Annotated in this window: 13 protein-coding genes and 1 pseudogene; 10 read left to right on the top strand and 4 right to left on the bottom strand. The window is 43.8% G+C overall.

Features of this window, described 5'->3' with window-relative positions; genetic code table 11:
* Nucleotides 1-37: 37 nt before the first annotated feature.
* Nucleotides 38-1,756: a proline--tRNA ligase gene (locus tag JMX63_RS08575; protein ID WP_201572045.1), complete on the bottom strand. Its 1,719-nt coding sequence runs from the start codon at nucleotides 1,754-1,756 to the stop codon at nucleotides 38-40.
* Between the two features lie 593 nt (nucleotides 1,757-2,349).
* Here JMX63_RS08575 and JMX63_RS08570 point away from each other — a divergent pair.
* On the top strand, nucleotides 2,350-3,090 hold the full coding sequence (locus JMX63_RS08570) for a DUF4230 domain-containing protein (RefSeq protein WP_134292768.1): 741 nt from the start codon (nucleotides 2,350-2,352) through the stop codon (nucleotides 3,088-3,090).
* A gap of 21 nt (nucleotides 3,091-3,111) precedes the next feature.
* On the opposite strand, the gene JMX63_RS08565 is transcribed toward JMX63_RS08570, so the two are convergent.
* Nucleotides 3,112-4,758, bottom strand: a complete 1,647-nt coding sequence (locus JMX63_RS08565) for a cryptochrome/photolyase family protein (RefSeq protein ID WP_201572044.1) — start codon at nucleotides 4,756-4,758, stop codon at nucleotides 3,112-3,114.
* A 171-nt stretch (nucleotides 4,759-4,929) separates the two neighbouring features.
* Between JMX63_RS08565 and JMX63_RS08560 the strand changes: the two genes are divergently transcribed.
* The 8 genes from JMX63_RS08560 (at nucleotide 4,930) to JMX63_RS08525 (ending at nucleotide 14,217) form a co-directional block, all read left to right on the top strand.
* Nucleotides 4,930-5,631, top strand: a complete 702-nt coding sequence (locus JMX63_RS08560) for a phosphoribosylanthranilate isomerase (RefSeq protein WP_264757035.1) — start codon at nucleotides 4,930-4,932, stop codon at nucleotides 5,629-5,631.
* Between the two features lie 160 nt (nucleotides 5,632-5,791).
* Nucleotides 5,792-7,066, top strand: coding sequence for a tryptophan synthase subunit beta (gene trpB / locus JMX63_RS08555; RefSeq protein ID WP_102093518.1), 1,275 nt, complete (start codon nucleotides 5,792-5,794; stop codon nucleotides 7,064-7,066).
* 336 nt (nucleotides 7,067-7,402) lie between these two features.
* Entirely contained in the window at nucleotides 7,403-8,161 is a 759-nt protein-coding gene (locus tag JMX63_RS08550) for a hypothetical protein (RefSeq protein WP_201572043.1), read from the top strand.
* Between the two features lie 56 nt (nucleotides 8,162-8,217).
* Nucleotides 8,218-9,042 (top strand): tryptophan synthase subunit alpha, encoded by an 825-nt coding sequence (trpA, locus tag JMX63_RS08545; protein ID WP_134292771.1) that lies wholly within the window; start codon nucleotides 8,218-8,220, stop codon nucleotides 9,040-9,042.
* Between the two features lie 396 nt (nucleotides 9,043-9,438).
* Complete coding sequence (gene accD, locus JMX63_RS08540) at nucleotides 9,439-10,386, top strand: acetyl-CoA carboxylase, carboxyltransferase subunit beta (protein ID WP_201556172.1); 948 nt, start codon at nucleotides 9,439-9,441, stop codon at nucleotides 10,384-10,386.
* A 199-nt stretch (nucleotides 10,387-10,585) separates the two neighbouring features.
* The gene (folC, locus tag JMX63_RS08535; RefSeq protein WP_102093524.1) at nucleotides 10,586-11,959 is read left to right on the top strand and encodes a bifunctional tetrahydrofolate synthase/dihydrofolate synthase; all 1,374 of its coding nucleotides are present in this window, start codon (nucleotides 10,586-10,588) and stop codon (nucleotides 11,957-11,959) included.
* Between the two features lie 258 nt (nucleotides 11,960-12,217).
* Nucleotides 12,218-13,423 carry an SPOR and LysM peptidoglycan-binding domain-containing protein gene (locus JMX63_RS08530; RefSeq protein ID WP_134292772.1) on the top strand — a complete coding sequence of 402 codons (1,206 nt, stop codon included), beginning with the start codon at nucleotides 12,218-12,220 and terminating at the stop codon, nucleotides 13,421-13,423.
* A 251-nt stretch (nucleotides 13,424-13,674) separates the two neighbouring features.
* Entirely contained in the window at nucleotides 13,675-14,217 is a 543-nt protein-coding gene (locus tag JMX63_RS08525) for a DUF2726 domain-containing protein (RefSeq protein ID WP_134292773.1), read from the top strand.
* A gap of 81 nt (nucleotides 14,218-14,298) precedes the next feature.
* On the opposite strand, the gene JMX63_RS08520 is transcribed toward JMX63_RS08525, so the two are convergent.
* Together JMX63_RS08520 and JMX63_RS08515 are read right to left on the bottom strand one after the other, a co-directional pair.
* Nucleotides 14,299-15,276, bottom strand: coding sequence for a DUF1853 family protein (locus JMX63_RS08520; protein ID WP_201572042.1), 978 nt, complete (start codon nucleotides 15,274-15,276; stop codon nucleotides 14,299-14,301).
* A gap of 102 nt (nucleotides 15,277-15,378) precedes the next feature.
* On the bottom strand, nucleotides 15,379-15,546 hold the full coding sequence (locus tag JMX63_RS08515; protein ID WP_166739251.1) for a hypothetical protein: 168 nt from the start codon (nucleotides 15,544-15,546) through the stop codon (nucleotides 15,379-15,381).
* Nucleotides 15,547-15,708: 162 nt separating this feature from the next.
* On the opposite strand from JMX63_RS08515, the pseudogene JMX63_RS14720 reads away from it, so the two are divergent.
* A pseudogene (locus JMX63_RS14720) lies at nucleotides 15,709-15,779 on the top strand (transposase); the annotation flags it as partial.

The raw sequence follows: 15,779 nt of genomic DNA, 5'->3' as shown, positions 1-15,779 counted from the left end.
ATAGGCGCTTTTTGTTAAATAGTCTTTATTTACAAGACTATTTACTGCTTACTTTTGCCATGACCTCTTCACGGCTTAGCATTTGTTTTTCGGCTTCACGGCGATTGACGTACTCATACTTGTCTTCAGCCAAGTTACGATCAGACACGACGATACGATGCGGTATACCAATCAACTCAAGATCAGCAAACTTAACGCCTGGGCGCTCGTTACGATCGTCCAGTAGTACGTTGATGCCTTGAGCTTTCAACTCTTCATACAGGGCGGTTGCCGTCTGCATGACCGTCTCTTCTTTAGACTTCATCGGGATGATAGCGACTTCAAAAGGAGCGATTGAATCATCAACCGTTGGCGTTTTTGGCCACATAATGCCGTTTTCATCATTGTTCTGCTCGATAGCAGCGGCAATGATACGGCTAACGCCAATACCATAACAGCCCATCATCAAGGTAACAGGTTTGCCATCTTCACCAGAAACAGTACAGTTCATCGCTTGTGAGTATTTATCCCCCAACTGGAAGATATGACCAACTTCGATACCACGTTTGATTTTTAGGCTACCTTTACCATCAGGAGACGGGTCGCCTTCTTGTACATTGCGTACATCAACGATGCGAGTAATGCGAGTATCACGTGCCCAGTTCATACCGATAGTATGTTTGTTCACTTCGTTCGCACCGCAAACGAAATCTGATAACGCAGCTGCCGAACGATCAACGAATACAGGCATATCTAAATTAACACCGATATAGCCTTTGTGCAGGCCTGCCGCTTTTAGCTCTTCGTCAGATGCTAACGTCAATGGTACGTTGGCTTCTTCAATTTTCTCAGCTTTGATAGTGTTGAGCTGGTGGTCGCCGCGCAATACGATAGCAATCAGTTGTGGCTCATCATTCTCAGTATGACCATGAACGATTAAGGTTTTAACCGTCGTTTCTAACGGGATGTCCAAGTGTTCAGCAACCATTTTACAGCTGGTCATGCCTTCGGTTAGAACGTCTTCACGCTCCATTTTCGGCGGTTGACGCTCAGCGGTGCTGACAGATTCTGCTAGCTCTACGTTGGCTGCATAGTCAGATGAGTCCGAAAACGCAATATCGTCTTCGCCGCTATCTGCCAATACATGGAACTCGTGTGAGGCAAAACCACCGATAGAGCCTGTATCTGCTTGTACCGCACGGAAATCTAAGCCCAAGCGGGTAAAGATGCGTGTATAAGCGTCATACATATCATGGTAAGTCTTGGCTAATGAGGCTTGATCCACATGGAAAGAGTAAGCATCTTTCATGGTAAATTCACGAGCACGCATCACACCGAAGCGTGGACGAATCTCATCACGGAATTTACCTTGAATCTGAAAGAAGGTAATCGGTAGTTGTTTATAACTACGCAGCTCACCTTGTGCTAGATTGGTGATGACTTCTTCGTGCGTTGGACCAAGTACAAAGTCGCGATCATGACGGTCTTTGAAGCGCAATAGCTCAGGACCATAATCATCAAAACGTCCGGTCGTCTGCCAAAGTTCAGCAGGCTGAGTCATCGGCATTAGCACTTCTTGTGCGCCGACGTTTTGCATCTCTTCACGAACAATGCGTTCGACCTTTTGCAAAACGCGCAGACCCATAGGCAACCAAATATACAATCCAGAAGCAATCTTGCGGATAAGACCAGCACGCACCATCAATTGGCTTGAGGCGATGTCGGCGTCACTTGGGGTTTCTTTTAGTGTGGCAAATAAAAATTGACTGGCTTTCATAAATAAAGCGTAACCTTATCAACGATAAAAAAATAAGAAATAGTAGGATGTTGAGCGTATGGCTAATCGTTTCATTGCCGCCGCAAGCTTACCTTTATCACTTAGCAATAATCTAGGGTATTTCCTAGTTACCAATCTGCTTATATACAAAGCACATCAGTAAAAACCACTCTCATAAAAGAGAGGCAAATTTGATTTGATGTATCAATAGGCCAAAAATGCAATCTATTCAGATCAAAACCCTGATAAATGCTTTGAGACTGACATTTTATTCATACAATCTGACTATGTTAGGTAAAGTTCGCCTAAGACGCAATGACTTTTTGTCTTTTCAGACCGAACGTGATGCAAAGGCTTCAATAAGGGGTAAATAATTGAGCTATTCGTATGATTTTATAGCGAAAGCACTGATTACTTGAGAGACAGTTTATTAACATGATTGCGTAGAGGTTTATGCATAAAGTTATGTAGAGGAATGGTAGCCATTACTTGAAGTTACTGCACAATAGTCGCATTTATAGACTAAGCATCTGTTCCGTTTTTACAACGCTCTTAGCCTTACCAAACGATGCAACATTATAAAGGTAGCTTCTATGGATAATCCTGATATGAATAACGCTAATGCCACTCAAAAGCCTGAGAAACATCCTATTGCGACAATGTCGTGGGTGATATTACTCATCGGTCTAGCAGCGATTGTTTTTGCTATTTATAGTGCGCAAAACAAACCAGAAGAAGCGCCGATAGAAACTATTACTCGCGAAGGCGTGGTTACGCAAATTCAGCAGTTAAACCGCTTACATACCGTCGCATTCAGTGTCGATACAGTGATTACGAGCGAGCGACCCGGGAGCTGGATGAAACTATGGCAGGATGAGCAAAAAGCATTGTTTATCGCTCATGGTCGCGTAGAGGCAGGCATTGATCTGAGTGCGTTGACGCCTGAGATGGTACAGGTGGTGCAACCTGCTCAAGCTAATGCAGACGAAGAGCAAGTAGCTAATGCCAACTCACCAGCTGCCACTATGCCGCAAATCAATATTACTTTGCCGCCTACAGAGATATTTTCAGTATATCTGGATGATATTGAGATTTACGACTGGCAGACAGGGGCTTTTGGCATGATGCAAGTCGACCCTAAAATATTAGCGCAAGCACAGACCATGGCAAAAAAAGAAGTGCTTGAGCGTGCTTGCCGAGGTGGTGTTATGAATATGGCACTGAAAAATGCGCAAACCCAATTGCAGCAGCTATTTGCACTCACGGGAGCGGTAGTGACGGTTACCACTCAGGGTGCAGGTGCATGTCAGTTGCCAGTCACTACCAATGGCTAGTCTGCTAGTTGTTTTCTAAAATTAAGCTTCTTTTTTAAACTCAGCAATAGTCAGCTTGCGCGCCGATTTATGCTCGACCATCGGCGCAGGGTAGTCGACATCGGCAAACTTACCACCTTTTGCCAATTCTTTACGCATCTTATCTTCGTTATGTAAGATACTGTTAGGAATATCTTTTAACTCTGGTAGCCAAGTTTTAATAAACAGAGCTTTAGAATCGTGCGTATTGGCTTGGCTAAAGGGGTTCATAATACGGAAGTAGGGCGCTGAGTCCGTACCTGTCGACGCGCTCCATTGCCAACCGCCGTTATTGGACGCAAAATCCCCATCTATCAGTTGCTGCATAAAGTAGCGCTCACCCAAGCGCCAATCAATCAATAAGTCTTTGGTCAAAAACATCGCAGTCACCATACGCAAGCGATTGTGCATAAACCCCGTCGCATTTAAACAACGCATCGCAGCATCTACGAGCGGCACGCCTGTCATACCTGTGCACCATGCCTCAAAATCATCGGTATCATATGACCAGTTAATCTTAGTATCCGTCTCTTCTTTGTAGGCTTTATGACGAATAAGGTTTGGCTTTTCGACCAGCACGTGACGATAAAAATCTCGCCAGGCAAGCTCGCTTATCCAGCGATTGATGTCTTCATTGTCGCCATCATTGCCATGTAGTTTCTCTTGTGCTGCATTTGCCTGTAGATAGCATAGCCTAGGGCTGATAGAGCCTATAGTGAGATAAGCCGATAGCTGACTGGTTGCATGCAGATGGGGGACATCACGGCTCACATCATAATTATTGATATCATCATCGACGAATGCCTCTAGACGCTGGCAAGCGGCAGATTCACCTGCAGGATAGGCGTCTCTTGCGCGGTCAAGCTGAGCTATCATATCGATATGCTGCAATGACTCGTTCTTTTCTAATGTCTGCTGGTAGTCACTGAGCATCTTCTCACTTAGTGATTTGATCTTGTCGATTGTATTGGCAAACGTTTGCGATGATGGTAGTTTGATTTTATAATCGCTATCCACTGCGGGTGCTTCATGCATTTGAATGGTGCTGACGTCCAATGTATGTCGCCATTTTTTATAAAACGGCGTAAAAACCTTATACATACTATCGCCATCATTGGTAGTGATAGTTTTTGGTGGCAAAATGCATTGGTCATGCCAGCGGACGAACTCGATACCGTCTTTTGCAAGTTGTTTGCTTAACTGCTCATCACGATCAATCTCATTGCCTTCGTACTCGTGATTGGCCATGATGCAGCTGATTTCATTGTCATTGCATAAGGTCGTGAGCGCATCTATACAGTCAGCAAAGCTTGAGCAGAGCTGTACTGTTAAAGTGATATTCAATTGCGATTGTAATTCCTTCGCTAGAATAGGTAGCGTGCGAGCAATGTGATCAACTTGTACAAGGGAGGTATCGTGTGCTTGCCACTGCTCAGGTGTCAAAAAGAATACGGCAGACACTGAGGCGTTGTCTTCATTGGCACGTTCGCAAAGCGCTGCTAAAGCAGTATTGTCATGGATACGTAGGTCACGACGAAACCACATCAAGTAATGCGGTGGATTTTTGCTAGTAGCATTGTCGTCAGTATCAGTATCAGTATCAGTATCAGTATCAGTATCAGTAGCGGCTGTCTGTGCAGTCTTAGACATCAAAGTATCCCTATATTAATCAATCGCAATCATAAACAAAACTAAGGATAAAAGTATGCTAGGATAAGTTTTTGGATGCAATGGCTTTGCCGTTTGGTTAACAAAACCTCATCACATCTAACGATTTATCTTTAGCTTGAACCTATCTGATGCCGCTATAATCGGTGTCATATTCAGTACCATGAAACGCAAGGTCACAAAATGCACGTTAAGTTTTGCGGGTTTACTCAGCTTAGTGATATAAAGACTGCGGCACAGTTAGGTGCAGATGCAGTGGGTTTGGTGTTTTATCCACCAAGTCCACGTGCAGTTACGATAGAGCAAGCGCAAACCCTGAGCGCTGCTGTGCCTGCTTTTGTCAGCGTGGTGGCGTTAGTGGTCAATATGCCTAAAGATGAGCTAATCAAATTAGCAAACAACGTTTCTTTTGATATTATCCAGTTCCACGGTGATGAAACGCCTGAGCAGTGCCAACAGCTGGCAGGTATGGTCAATAAACGTTGGATCAAAGCATTGCGTATCAATACAGAGCAAGACACCCTCGATAGCGTCCGCGCTCAGATTAATCAATTTGCTAAAGCAGGTGCCAGTAGTATTTTACTGGATGCTTATCATCAGCATAAGTATGGCGGTACAGGCGCACGTTTTGACTGGAGTCTCATTCCACATGACAGTGCACTGCCGATCGTTTTGGCTGGTGGGCTCGATGCCGACAATGTTGCCGCGACATTAGATTTACCTATTTATGGCGTCGATGTGAGCGGTGGTATTGAGGTTGATAAAGGTAAAAAAGACGCTGCCAAAATGCGTGCCTTTATGAAAGCGGTCAAACGCGATCGATGGCAAAACGCTACGGTCACTGGCGCCATCTAAGTGGGTTTGTATCTAGCTATTTGCGATAAACAATCTGCTTAGTTGATCGTTATTCCGATTTTTCTGCTTAAATCTTATTAGATTATTATCCCTTTTATTATTTTTTCTCTATTTATCTAAAGTTATCCAAAAAATACCACTTATTACAGTAGGAATTATCATGAGTCATGTCGAAAACAAAGATTTATCTGCTACCGCACAGTCTGTAAACACTTTTACCAATCCTGAAAACGTACAGGACTTTAACCAGTATCCTGATGCGCGCGGTCATTTTGGTGTACATGGGGGGCGTTTTGTCTCTGAGACGCTAATGGCTGCTCTAGAAGAGCTAGAAACGCTTTATACCAAAGTAAAAGCAGATCCAGCATTTTGGGAAGAGTATCATAACGATTTGGTCAATTATGTCGGTCGTCCAACGCCACTGTATCATGCTAAGCGTTTGAGCGATGAGATTGGCGGTGCGCAAATTTACTTTAAGCGTGAAGACCTAAACCATACAGGTGCGCATAAAGTAAACAACACCATTGGTCAGGCATTGCTTGCCAAAATGTGTGGTAAAAAACGTATCATCGCTGAGACGGGCGCAGGACAGCATGGCGTCGCGACGGCAACCATTGCGGCACGCTTAGGGCTAGAATGTATCGTCTATATGGGTGCGGACGATGTCGAGCGTCAAAAAATGAACGTCTATCGTATGCGCTTGCTTGGCGCGAGAGTTGTGCCCGTCACTTCTGGCTCACGCACGCTCAAAGACGCAATGAATGAAGCCATGCGTGACTGGGTGACCAATGTAGATAGCACCTATTATATTATCGGTACTGTGGCAGGCCCGCATCCTTATCCGCTATTGGTTCGTGATTTCCAAGCGATTATTGGGAAAGAAGCGCGCATTCAGCATCTAGAAAAAACAGGAAAAATGCCAGATGCATTGGTTGCGTGTGTTGGCGGTGGCTCAAACGCGATTGGTTTGTTCTTTGACTTCTTGAACGATACTGAAGTTAAAATGTATGGCGTCGAGGCAACGGGTGATGGTATCGAGTCAGGTCGTCATTCAGCACCATTGGCTGCTGGTCGTATCGGCGTGCTACATGGTAACCGTACTTACCTAATGGCAGATGATGATGGCCAGATTCAAGAGACGCATTCTATCTCAGCGGGTCTTGATTATCCTGGTGTCGGTCCGGAGCATAGCTTCCTAAAAGACATGAAGCGTGTTGAGTATGTTGGTTGTACTGACAAAGAGGCGTTAGAAGGCTTCCATGAGGCAACGCGCAAAGAAGGTATTATCCCTGCGCTTGAAACTGCTCATGCGGTCGCCTATGCATTGAAACTGGCTAAAACCATGACACCAGATCAGACGATTATCGTTAATATGTCAGGACGCGGTGACAAGGATCTGCATTCAGTAATGAAGGCAGAAGGGATTGAGATGTAGTAAGAGTAGAGTAGTTTAGATGGTTGTATAAGAAAGTTTAGCAGCGTATTAACTTGATTAGGTATCATAAATCTCAATACGCTAATTGATAATTACTTCACTCTATAGAGTAGAGTAGTTATCAATATTGCTAGGGCGTGTCCTCATTTTAAAAATGGTGATAAAAATGAGATAAATCGCAGTCAAACAAGGAAAATAGCGCAGATAATATCGAGATATTAGTCAGCTATTTGACGCCATTTGGCAAGATTTAGCCATTTTTAACCCATTTAGATGACTATCGATTGAATTGAAGACACGCCCTAGCTATTTTTTTATTATCGATAGTATACCTCCATGAATTTGAACCGCTTAATACCGAGTAAGCCTAGCCAGTTGGGCAAGTATCCAGACCAAGCAGTGCTAACAGCGCCAGTCACAATAAGTGTGGGTGTACCTACTGAAAGCGTCAGTTTTTGGCAGAGTTATGGTTTCTTTATAGTTGTCATTGTATGGTCAGTGATGTATGTCTTTATGGCTGTTTGGGAGCTTTCGACAGGTTATACGGTTACGACAATTGATGAAATTTTAAGAAATATTCTTGGGCTTTGGTCTCTTTTAGCTATACCCATGTTGTTTTTATTTCTGATGATATATTGGTTGCATCGTACCCAAAAAGGTTTTGTTGTGCCAAATCCATGGATTGCTAGAAAATGGACTTGGAAGCATGTGCCAATCATGGTTATTAAAGAAGATAGCATTAGCTTTCTATCTAGCTTCTTTATATTCATTGATAAGCTACATCATGATCAGATAGTAAGCTTTGATGATGTTGAAAAGTTTTATCTAAATCAAAGTAGTCATTCTGGTATTGGTTTTTCGATAATATATAAAAAACAGCACGTTGCAGCTATGAAAAATAAAGATAAAAGACTTGAAGGCTTGTTAGCTCACAAAAAATTTACGTTATATGAGCATTACAATGTTTTGAATGGCCGGTATTATATTGATTTGCGTGAAATTCTAAATATTATGAATACTTTTCACAAGCAAAGAACTGATGGTATTAAATATTTGTCGCAAGACAACCATGATAATTTAATGGATATTGGCTAGTAAGAATACACTTATATAAGCTAACAATTTATTTAACAAAATTATAAGAGAACATTATGACCCGAATTGAAAGCACTTTTGAAACTTTAAAATCACAAAATAAAAAAGCCCTGATTCCTTATGTCATGGCAGGCGATCCCAATCCGAGTAACTTTGTTGGCTTGCTACATGATCTTGTCAAACACGGCGCTGATATGATCGAAGTCGGCTTACCATTCTCTGACCCAATGGCCGATGGTCCAACTGTGGCCTTGGCTGGCGAGCGTGCATTAGCAGCAGGTACCAGTACTCGTGATGCGCTAAAAATGGTCGCAGAGTTTCGTCAAACAGATACGCAAACGCCAATTATTCTGATGGGTTATCTAAATCCTGTTGAAATCATCGGCTATGATAACTTTGTGGCGCTATGTGAGCAGTCAGGCGTTGATGGTTTGTTGATGGTAGATCTGCCACCAGCAGAAGCGGGTAGCTTTACGCAGCATTTGACCGATCATTCGATGAATGAGATTTTCTTACTGTCGCCAACGACGCTGCCCGAGCGCCGTGAGCAAGTATTGACTCATTGTGGCGGCTATATTTATTATGTATCACTAAAAGGTGTGACTGGTTCAGCCACGCTAGATACTGACGATGTAGCAACTCAAGTTCAAGCAATCAAAGCAGAAACAGACCTGCCAGTATGCGTCGGCTTTGGTATCCGTGATGGTGCTTCTGCAAAAGCGATCGGTACTCATGCGGATGGTGTGATCGTCGGTAGTGCTTTGGTACAGAATTTTGCCGATATTGATGCCAACGATGCCGCCGCGGTTGCAAATGCACAGCAGAACATCATGGCAAAAATGGATGAGCTACGTGAAGCGTTAGACAGCTTAAGCGCCTAATAGCTATTGCTTTCATATTGTTGTTACTTGAAGAGATAGTTATTTGAAGAAATAGTTATTTGAAACGGCAAAGTCAAATTGCAGTTATTGTTTACCTGAGACTTACTCAAATGCTTTACGTGAAGACAATACTAAATGACTTTGCTAAAATTAGTTTACGAGTGTAAACTAACATCACTATTATATGGTGTCTGATAGCAGTGATTTATTCGTCACTTTGATTGGCAAATACATTATCTATCAACAAGCGCATAATCAAATTACCGACATACGAGATTTATTTATCAATATGTCGCATGACTGCTCATGTTATGACTGTATTAGACGTTTTGTTTAGACAACCATTAAACTCTCAATGACAAGCGAATGAGCAAACTTGTCAATAAGCCTTTTATGATGGCAAATAATATGACTGATACAATAACAAAACCCGATAACAATACTGCTAAAGCCGCGCCAAACAGCAATACGGATAGGCAGTCATGGTTTAACCGTCCTATCCCAGGTATCAAACAGCATTTGACTGCGCCACTGTCTGCGGTAGAGACTGAACCGTCAACTAAGTGTAGTAATTGTCATTCGATGATTACCAACACAGCGCTGATTTTTAACTGTTATGTGTGCCCGCATTGTGATCATCATTTACCGATGAGTGCTCGTGAGCGCTTGAACTGGTTACTTGATCAAGTAGATGGTGAGACAGGACAAGAATTTACGGCAAAAGATCCATTGAGCTTTGTGGATAGTAAGCCATATCCTGCGCGTATGAGTGAAGCACAAGAAAAAACAGGTGAGACTGAGGCGTTGGTTGCTATGTATGGCAAACTGCGTAACCTTGATATCGTAGCCTGTGCTTTTGACTTCCGTTTTATGGGTGGGTCAATGGGTTCGGTCGTTGGCGATCGTTTCGTCCAAGCAGCTGAAAAGGCGCTAGAGCAAAAAGTACCTTTGGTTTGCTTTGCCGCTTCTGGCGGTGCACGTATGCAAGAAGGTCTGCTATCGTTGATGCAAATGGCACGCACGGCAGCAGCGATTGAACGTCTAAGAATCGCTGGGATTCCATACATCGTGGTATTGACCAATCCAGTGTACGGCGGTGTAACTGCATCACTGGCGATGCTGGGTGATATCCATCTAGCAGAACCAAAAGCGATGATAGGATTTGCGGGTAAGCGCGTGATCGAGCAGACTGTACGCGAGACGCTAGAAGAGCCATTCCAGCGCGCTGAGTTCCTATTAGAGCATGGCGTAGTGGATGAAGTGGTACATCGTCATCAGCTAATCGATACGATTTATCGTCTGCTTGCAAAACTATGCCGCGTACCAAATGTAGATGCTCAGTAAAATGAGATGCTCGATAAGGTAAATGACTCAGTATAATGAATCATTTATTGAGTGCATAATGACTTAGCTGCGTGCTAACATCTACTGCATATGCAAGACCCCTAATAGCATTTATCGTCATTGCACGGTAAGTGCTATTTTTGGTTTTAGCTAGCACATATATTTTTATCTCTTATTAAATTTTATATAGGTTTTATCCATGTCTGACCTTTTAGCCTCTGACCTTCGCAGCTCTAATGCCCATAGTCCTAATGAAAGTGCTAACCTAACTGAGTGGCTCGATTATATGCAGCAGATTCATGTATCGGCGATCGATATGGGATTGTCACGTGTATTGCCTGTTGCAGAAGCGTTAGGCGTGGTGCAGTCAGCTAAAGATGACGCTTACGTATTTACTGTGGCAGGTACCAATGGCAAAGGTTCTACAACCGCTGTCATTGCCGAAATGTGTAAAGCCGCAGGTTATAAGACGGCACTATATCAGTCGCCACATCTTAGTGCCTTTAACGAGCGTGTGCGTATCAATGGCGAGATGATCAGCGATCAGACGCTGATTAAGGCTTTTAGCAAAGTAGAGGCAGCACGCTTACAGTGCGAGTTGACGTTGTCGTTCTTTGAGATGACCACACTAGCAGCGCTATTGATATTCGCTGAGGCAGATTGTGACGTATGGGTATTAGAAGTAGGATTGGGTGGACGCCTAGATGTGGTCAATATTATTGACCCTGACATGGCGGTCATTACCAATATCGGTATCGATCACATTGACTGGTTGGGTGATAATGTCGAGGATATTGGTCGCGAAAAAGCAGGTATCTTGCGCAACGGCATTCCTCTGATTTATGGTGCTACTGAGATGCCAGCTAGCGTGCAACAATCCATCGATACCCAGCAGGCAACTTGTTATCAGATTGGACAAGATTTTAGCTACCGCGATATTGATGCAACGACTTGGCAATACAGTAATGCGGCGGTTACCTTGCAGTTACCACGTCCTGCGTTATCGTTAACTAACACGGCCAATGCACTATCAGCAGTATTAGCAAGTCCATTAGATATTGACATCAAGGCCATTGAGCAAGCGTTACGAACTGTCAAACTGGCTGGACGTTTTGATTATCGTGAGAACCATAGCCGCCATTGGTTATTTGATGTGGCGCATAATGAGCAAGGCGTTGAGTTCTTACTAGCACAGCTATTACCGTTTTGGCAGCAGCATGTAGCCAAGCAAAATAATCAAAATAGCTCAGCGACTGTCACCCTGCCAAAGATTAAAATGCTATTTTCTATGCTTGGTGATAAAGACATTGATAAGGTTGTGCAGCGCTTAACTCAAGCAGGCTTACCGATTAGTGACTGGTTTATCGCTGAGATTGATTATCCTCGTGCCGCGACTACTGAGCAGCTGCAAGCTGTTTTGGTTAAATATGTCGATAGCACCAATATATATGAGTTTGATGGTCTGCATACAGCGACCCATGCAGTGATAGAGGCGAGCCAACCACAAGACTTAATCGTCGTATGCGGTTCGTTTCACACCATTGGTGAGGCATTGGCTGCGCTACAGCACTGATCATATGAGTTAAAGTAAGGCATGTTTAGTGTTAATCTTAGTCGTAGCCTGATAGCAGACAGCATGAAAAATATGCTTTATAATCAAAATGATTTGCCAGACTAGTAGAAGACGGTCGGCACAAATTTTGAACCCTGATGGCATTAACTGACAGTAACTGGCGGTAAGAGATCATGATTGAAGCGATTTGATATACTGCTTTGAAATAGTCGCTGCGCCGCTCAATCAACCTTATTACCAACTAAGAGACGTAAACGGATGAACTTTTCGAGACAAGCCTTATTGGGCATTGGGATGATTATCGGCGGTAGCGTGATGCTATACGCCATGGTGCAACAGATTGGCGATAGCGATCAACCGGAGCCGATGTCAGCGATGGTCGACAAACTAAGCTCGGAGCAAGAATCTCCGCAGCCGCTCACAACTGATATCGAAACAGAAAAACGTATCCTTGCGCAAAAGCAAAAAGAACGTGCAGCCCGCGTTGCAGAGCAAGAAAAACGTGCAAAAGAGTTTCTGACAGAGCAGGAAGTTGCTGAAGCAGAAGCGTTGGCAAAGGCACGTGCTGAGAGCCAGCAATATGTTGATAATAGTGCGCCAGCTATTGATGACACCAGCAGTACAGAGTCTACAAAAGATGTTACTACAGATCTGACCGTTCAGCCTCGTACTGAGAGTCAGTCTGCTACTGATACTACAAAGTCTAGCGAAGCCGAGAAGCAAAAAGCGGTTCAAGAGCAACAAGAAGCCCAAAGGCAAGCTGCTATAAAAGAGCAAGCAGCCGCCAAAAAACTTGCCGAGAGCAAAAAACAAGCGGAGGCAGAGAAACTAGCCGAAGCAAAAAAGCAGGGGGAAGCCCAAGCAGCGGCTGAGAGAAAAAGAGAAGCAGCTGAAGCGGCAAAAAACGAGCCACCAAAATCGCCTTCTGAATATCAGATTAAGAAAGGTGACGGACTCATTAAACTGGCAAGACAATACAATATGCCTGTAGAAGTATTGGCTCAAGCCAACAACCTATCACCATCAGCAGCGCTACAAATGGGTCAGAGCATCACCATCCCATCGAGCAAACAGGTACAACGTCTAGAACGTGAAGCGGCTGCCGCTGAACAAGCGCGTGAGAAGAAGCGCCAACAAGAAGAAGCGCTGGCGAAGAAATCTGCCGATGCAAAACGTGAAGCGCAGCAAAAACTGAGTGAAGCGCGTAAAGAAGTCAAAGAAACAGACGCTAAAGGTAGCTTTGGGGTACAAGTGGCTCTAGCAAATGACCAAGCCAAAGCCGATGAGTTAGCGAAAAAGTTCCGAGCAGCAGGTTATCAAGTCAAGACCAGTGCGACCAGTCGCGGTGTCCGTGTTGTGGTTGGGCCTGAACGTGGTAAAGTCGCAGCATTGGCACTAAAAGATAAAATCAATAGTGACCCTAAAGTAAATACGACCAGCGCTTGGGTGCTTTACTGGCGTTAAGCTAGAGCATTTCTAACGGTCTGGATTCGGCTTTTATCTACTTTATATGAAAACACGACAAATACTGTCGTGTTTTTTGTTTTATAGATTGCTGATTGGCGCCGCCTTAGTTAAGATGAGCGCCATTTTTATAATCCGTTGTTGTATAACCTGTCAGCCTATATAGGTTGCCTTGTCGTGGTCGGTGCATTATTAATTGCTATTACTAATGACAATTAGCCCACCACTCTCATATTGTATAAGGTAGAACCATGTCGTTTGGTGTTATATTTTTAGTATTGGCCGTTGGGTTTTTAGGGCTGATTACGTTACCGAAGCTGCTACCAACACTACTGACGAAGCGCCCTGTCGTTGAGCCTGATCCAAAACCTGTGCGCGGTGATGAGTTGGCTATTTGGCCATTTGCGCCGATGCCGATTATGACTGATACGGAAGTGATATTTTTTAATAAGTTAAAAAATGCGCTGCCGGAGTATCATATATTTGTCCAAGTACAGCTGTCACGGATCATTGAGGCTAATAGTAGTGAGACATCAGAGCGTAGCTTTTGGTTCAATCGTATTTGCCGCCAGAGCGTTGACTATGTGATTGTGGATGTCGATGCTCAGACTACCTTGGTGGCTATCGAGCTTGATGACTGGACGCATAGTAGCAAAGCCCGCCAAAAAGCGGATGATAAAAAAGATAAGGCGCTTGCCAGTGCAGGTATTGCGATGGTGCGCTTCCATGCTGAGCGTATGCCGAGTGCCGATATGCTTAGATATGAGTTGATGCAAGTGATTGAGAGTTATTAAGCATTCTGTGAAAGCTGTCCGATTGTTAAGGCCAGAATATTATCTAAGCAGCATCATTTTAAAACTTTAGGTTAGCTAAATTTATTCATCGAGCTGGTCTGATTGGCTTGGGTAAATAACGATTGGTCGATTGCCTTCAAAATATAAACCTGTTTTAGGTAGCTCGCTATCTGACCAAACTATCGGCTGCTGGCGACTATCATAAGCATTTCGCTCATCATAAAAGTCGCGCTTGGTGAACCACTCAATATAATGCGCGGCTCGCAAAGCTGTAGTGTCAATCGTTGCAAGACTTGCCATGTCTCTTTTATCGCACCATTCATGTATCGGGAAATTCGGCGTTAGCCAATATGGCCAATCATAATCACCGCAATCAGTTGTATTAATCGGTAAAAAGAATCGCCCTTTGATCACGCCATAACGCTTATCGATTTTTACCTGTCCGTGGTTTTCTGTATCTACCCACACCGCTCGAAACTGCTTGGTTTGCATGTGCGTCATTTTGCGCTGTAGGTTATCATTGGAGTTAATGCCAACCCAGTTCACAGGTTCAAAAGGTGCTGACCCCATAAAAAACTTAATCGCTAGCTCCCAATGTTCAACCAGCTGTTCTGCATGGTTATACAAAATCAAATCAAGCTCACCAGTCGTCTGCTTGCCATTATAGAGCTGCACGTTGCTAGCCAGTGTCTCATACGGATGCAGCTTGCGCGCAAATCCATCCTCTAACCAAAATGACAGTAAGCCCTCAAAATGAAAACCCAGTCGATTGGGGCTAGGGCGTTTGAGTAAATAGCGAGTCAGCTCTTGATAGGCGGCAGTGGTATCTAGCTCTACTAATCGTTGCTCATACGTCTCAAACTGTGTCTGCCAAAATTGTGCGCTATGCACGGCAACCGTATGTGTACTCTGATGCGGCGCAAAGTCTAGCCATTGTGTCAAAACATTGGGACATGCCAACACATAAGCCAAATCGCGCACATAGGGTCGGCGGTAACGTTCCCAAGGTGAGTTAACTATGAGGCAGTTAGATGTGGGCTGATTGACAGGCTCGGACATAGGATAAACCAGTGTGAAGGTGTAGCATTTACCCTAACGGCTCGCTCTATAAAAGTCTATAGGACACGAGTATCCGCTAGGGCAGTGCTCAGTTTGTTGGCGCTAAAATATAATATTAATGTGATAAATATGAAAGCTGATATCAGGCGGTGACAGCAGGTAGGCTAATAGGATACTGAGTACTATTTTAAGTAGAGAGAGTTGCCATTTAGGCTGATATTGAGGTGGCTTTTCTTGTGGCTTAGTTGGGATGTGATTTTTCTGTTTCATGTGTCTAGCTCCATATTTACCGTAACTTGATTGCTGCGGCTTATGGTTGCTAGTTTATGAAGTAAGGTCGTTCGATAGTTCTATATAGAAAATGGCAAAGTTCTATGGGAGTTTCCTAAAAACTGTGTAACTGCTTATAATCCATTAACAGGAGAATAAGCAATGACTACTCAATCTGACATTAAAAAACTGGCCGAGCAAATGGCTGGTAGCATGAACAGCTTCGATGACAT

The sequence above is a fragment of the Psychrobacter nivimaris genome (assembly GCF_904846365.1).
Taxonomy (GTDB): Bacteria; Pseudomonadota; Gammaproteobacteria; order Pseudomonadales; family Moraxellaceae; genus Psychrobacter; species Psychrobacter nivimaris_B.
Note: the sequence above shows the minus strand (reverse complement) of the source record. Positions and strands in the feature narration are given on the sequence as shown.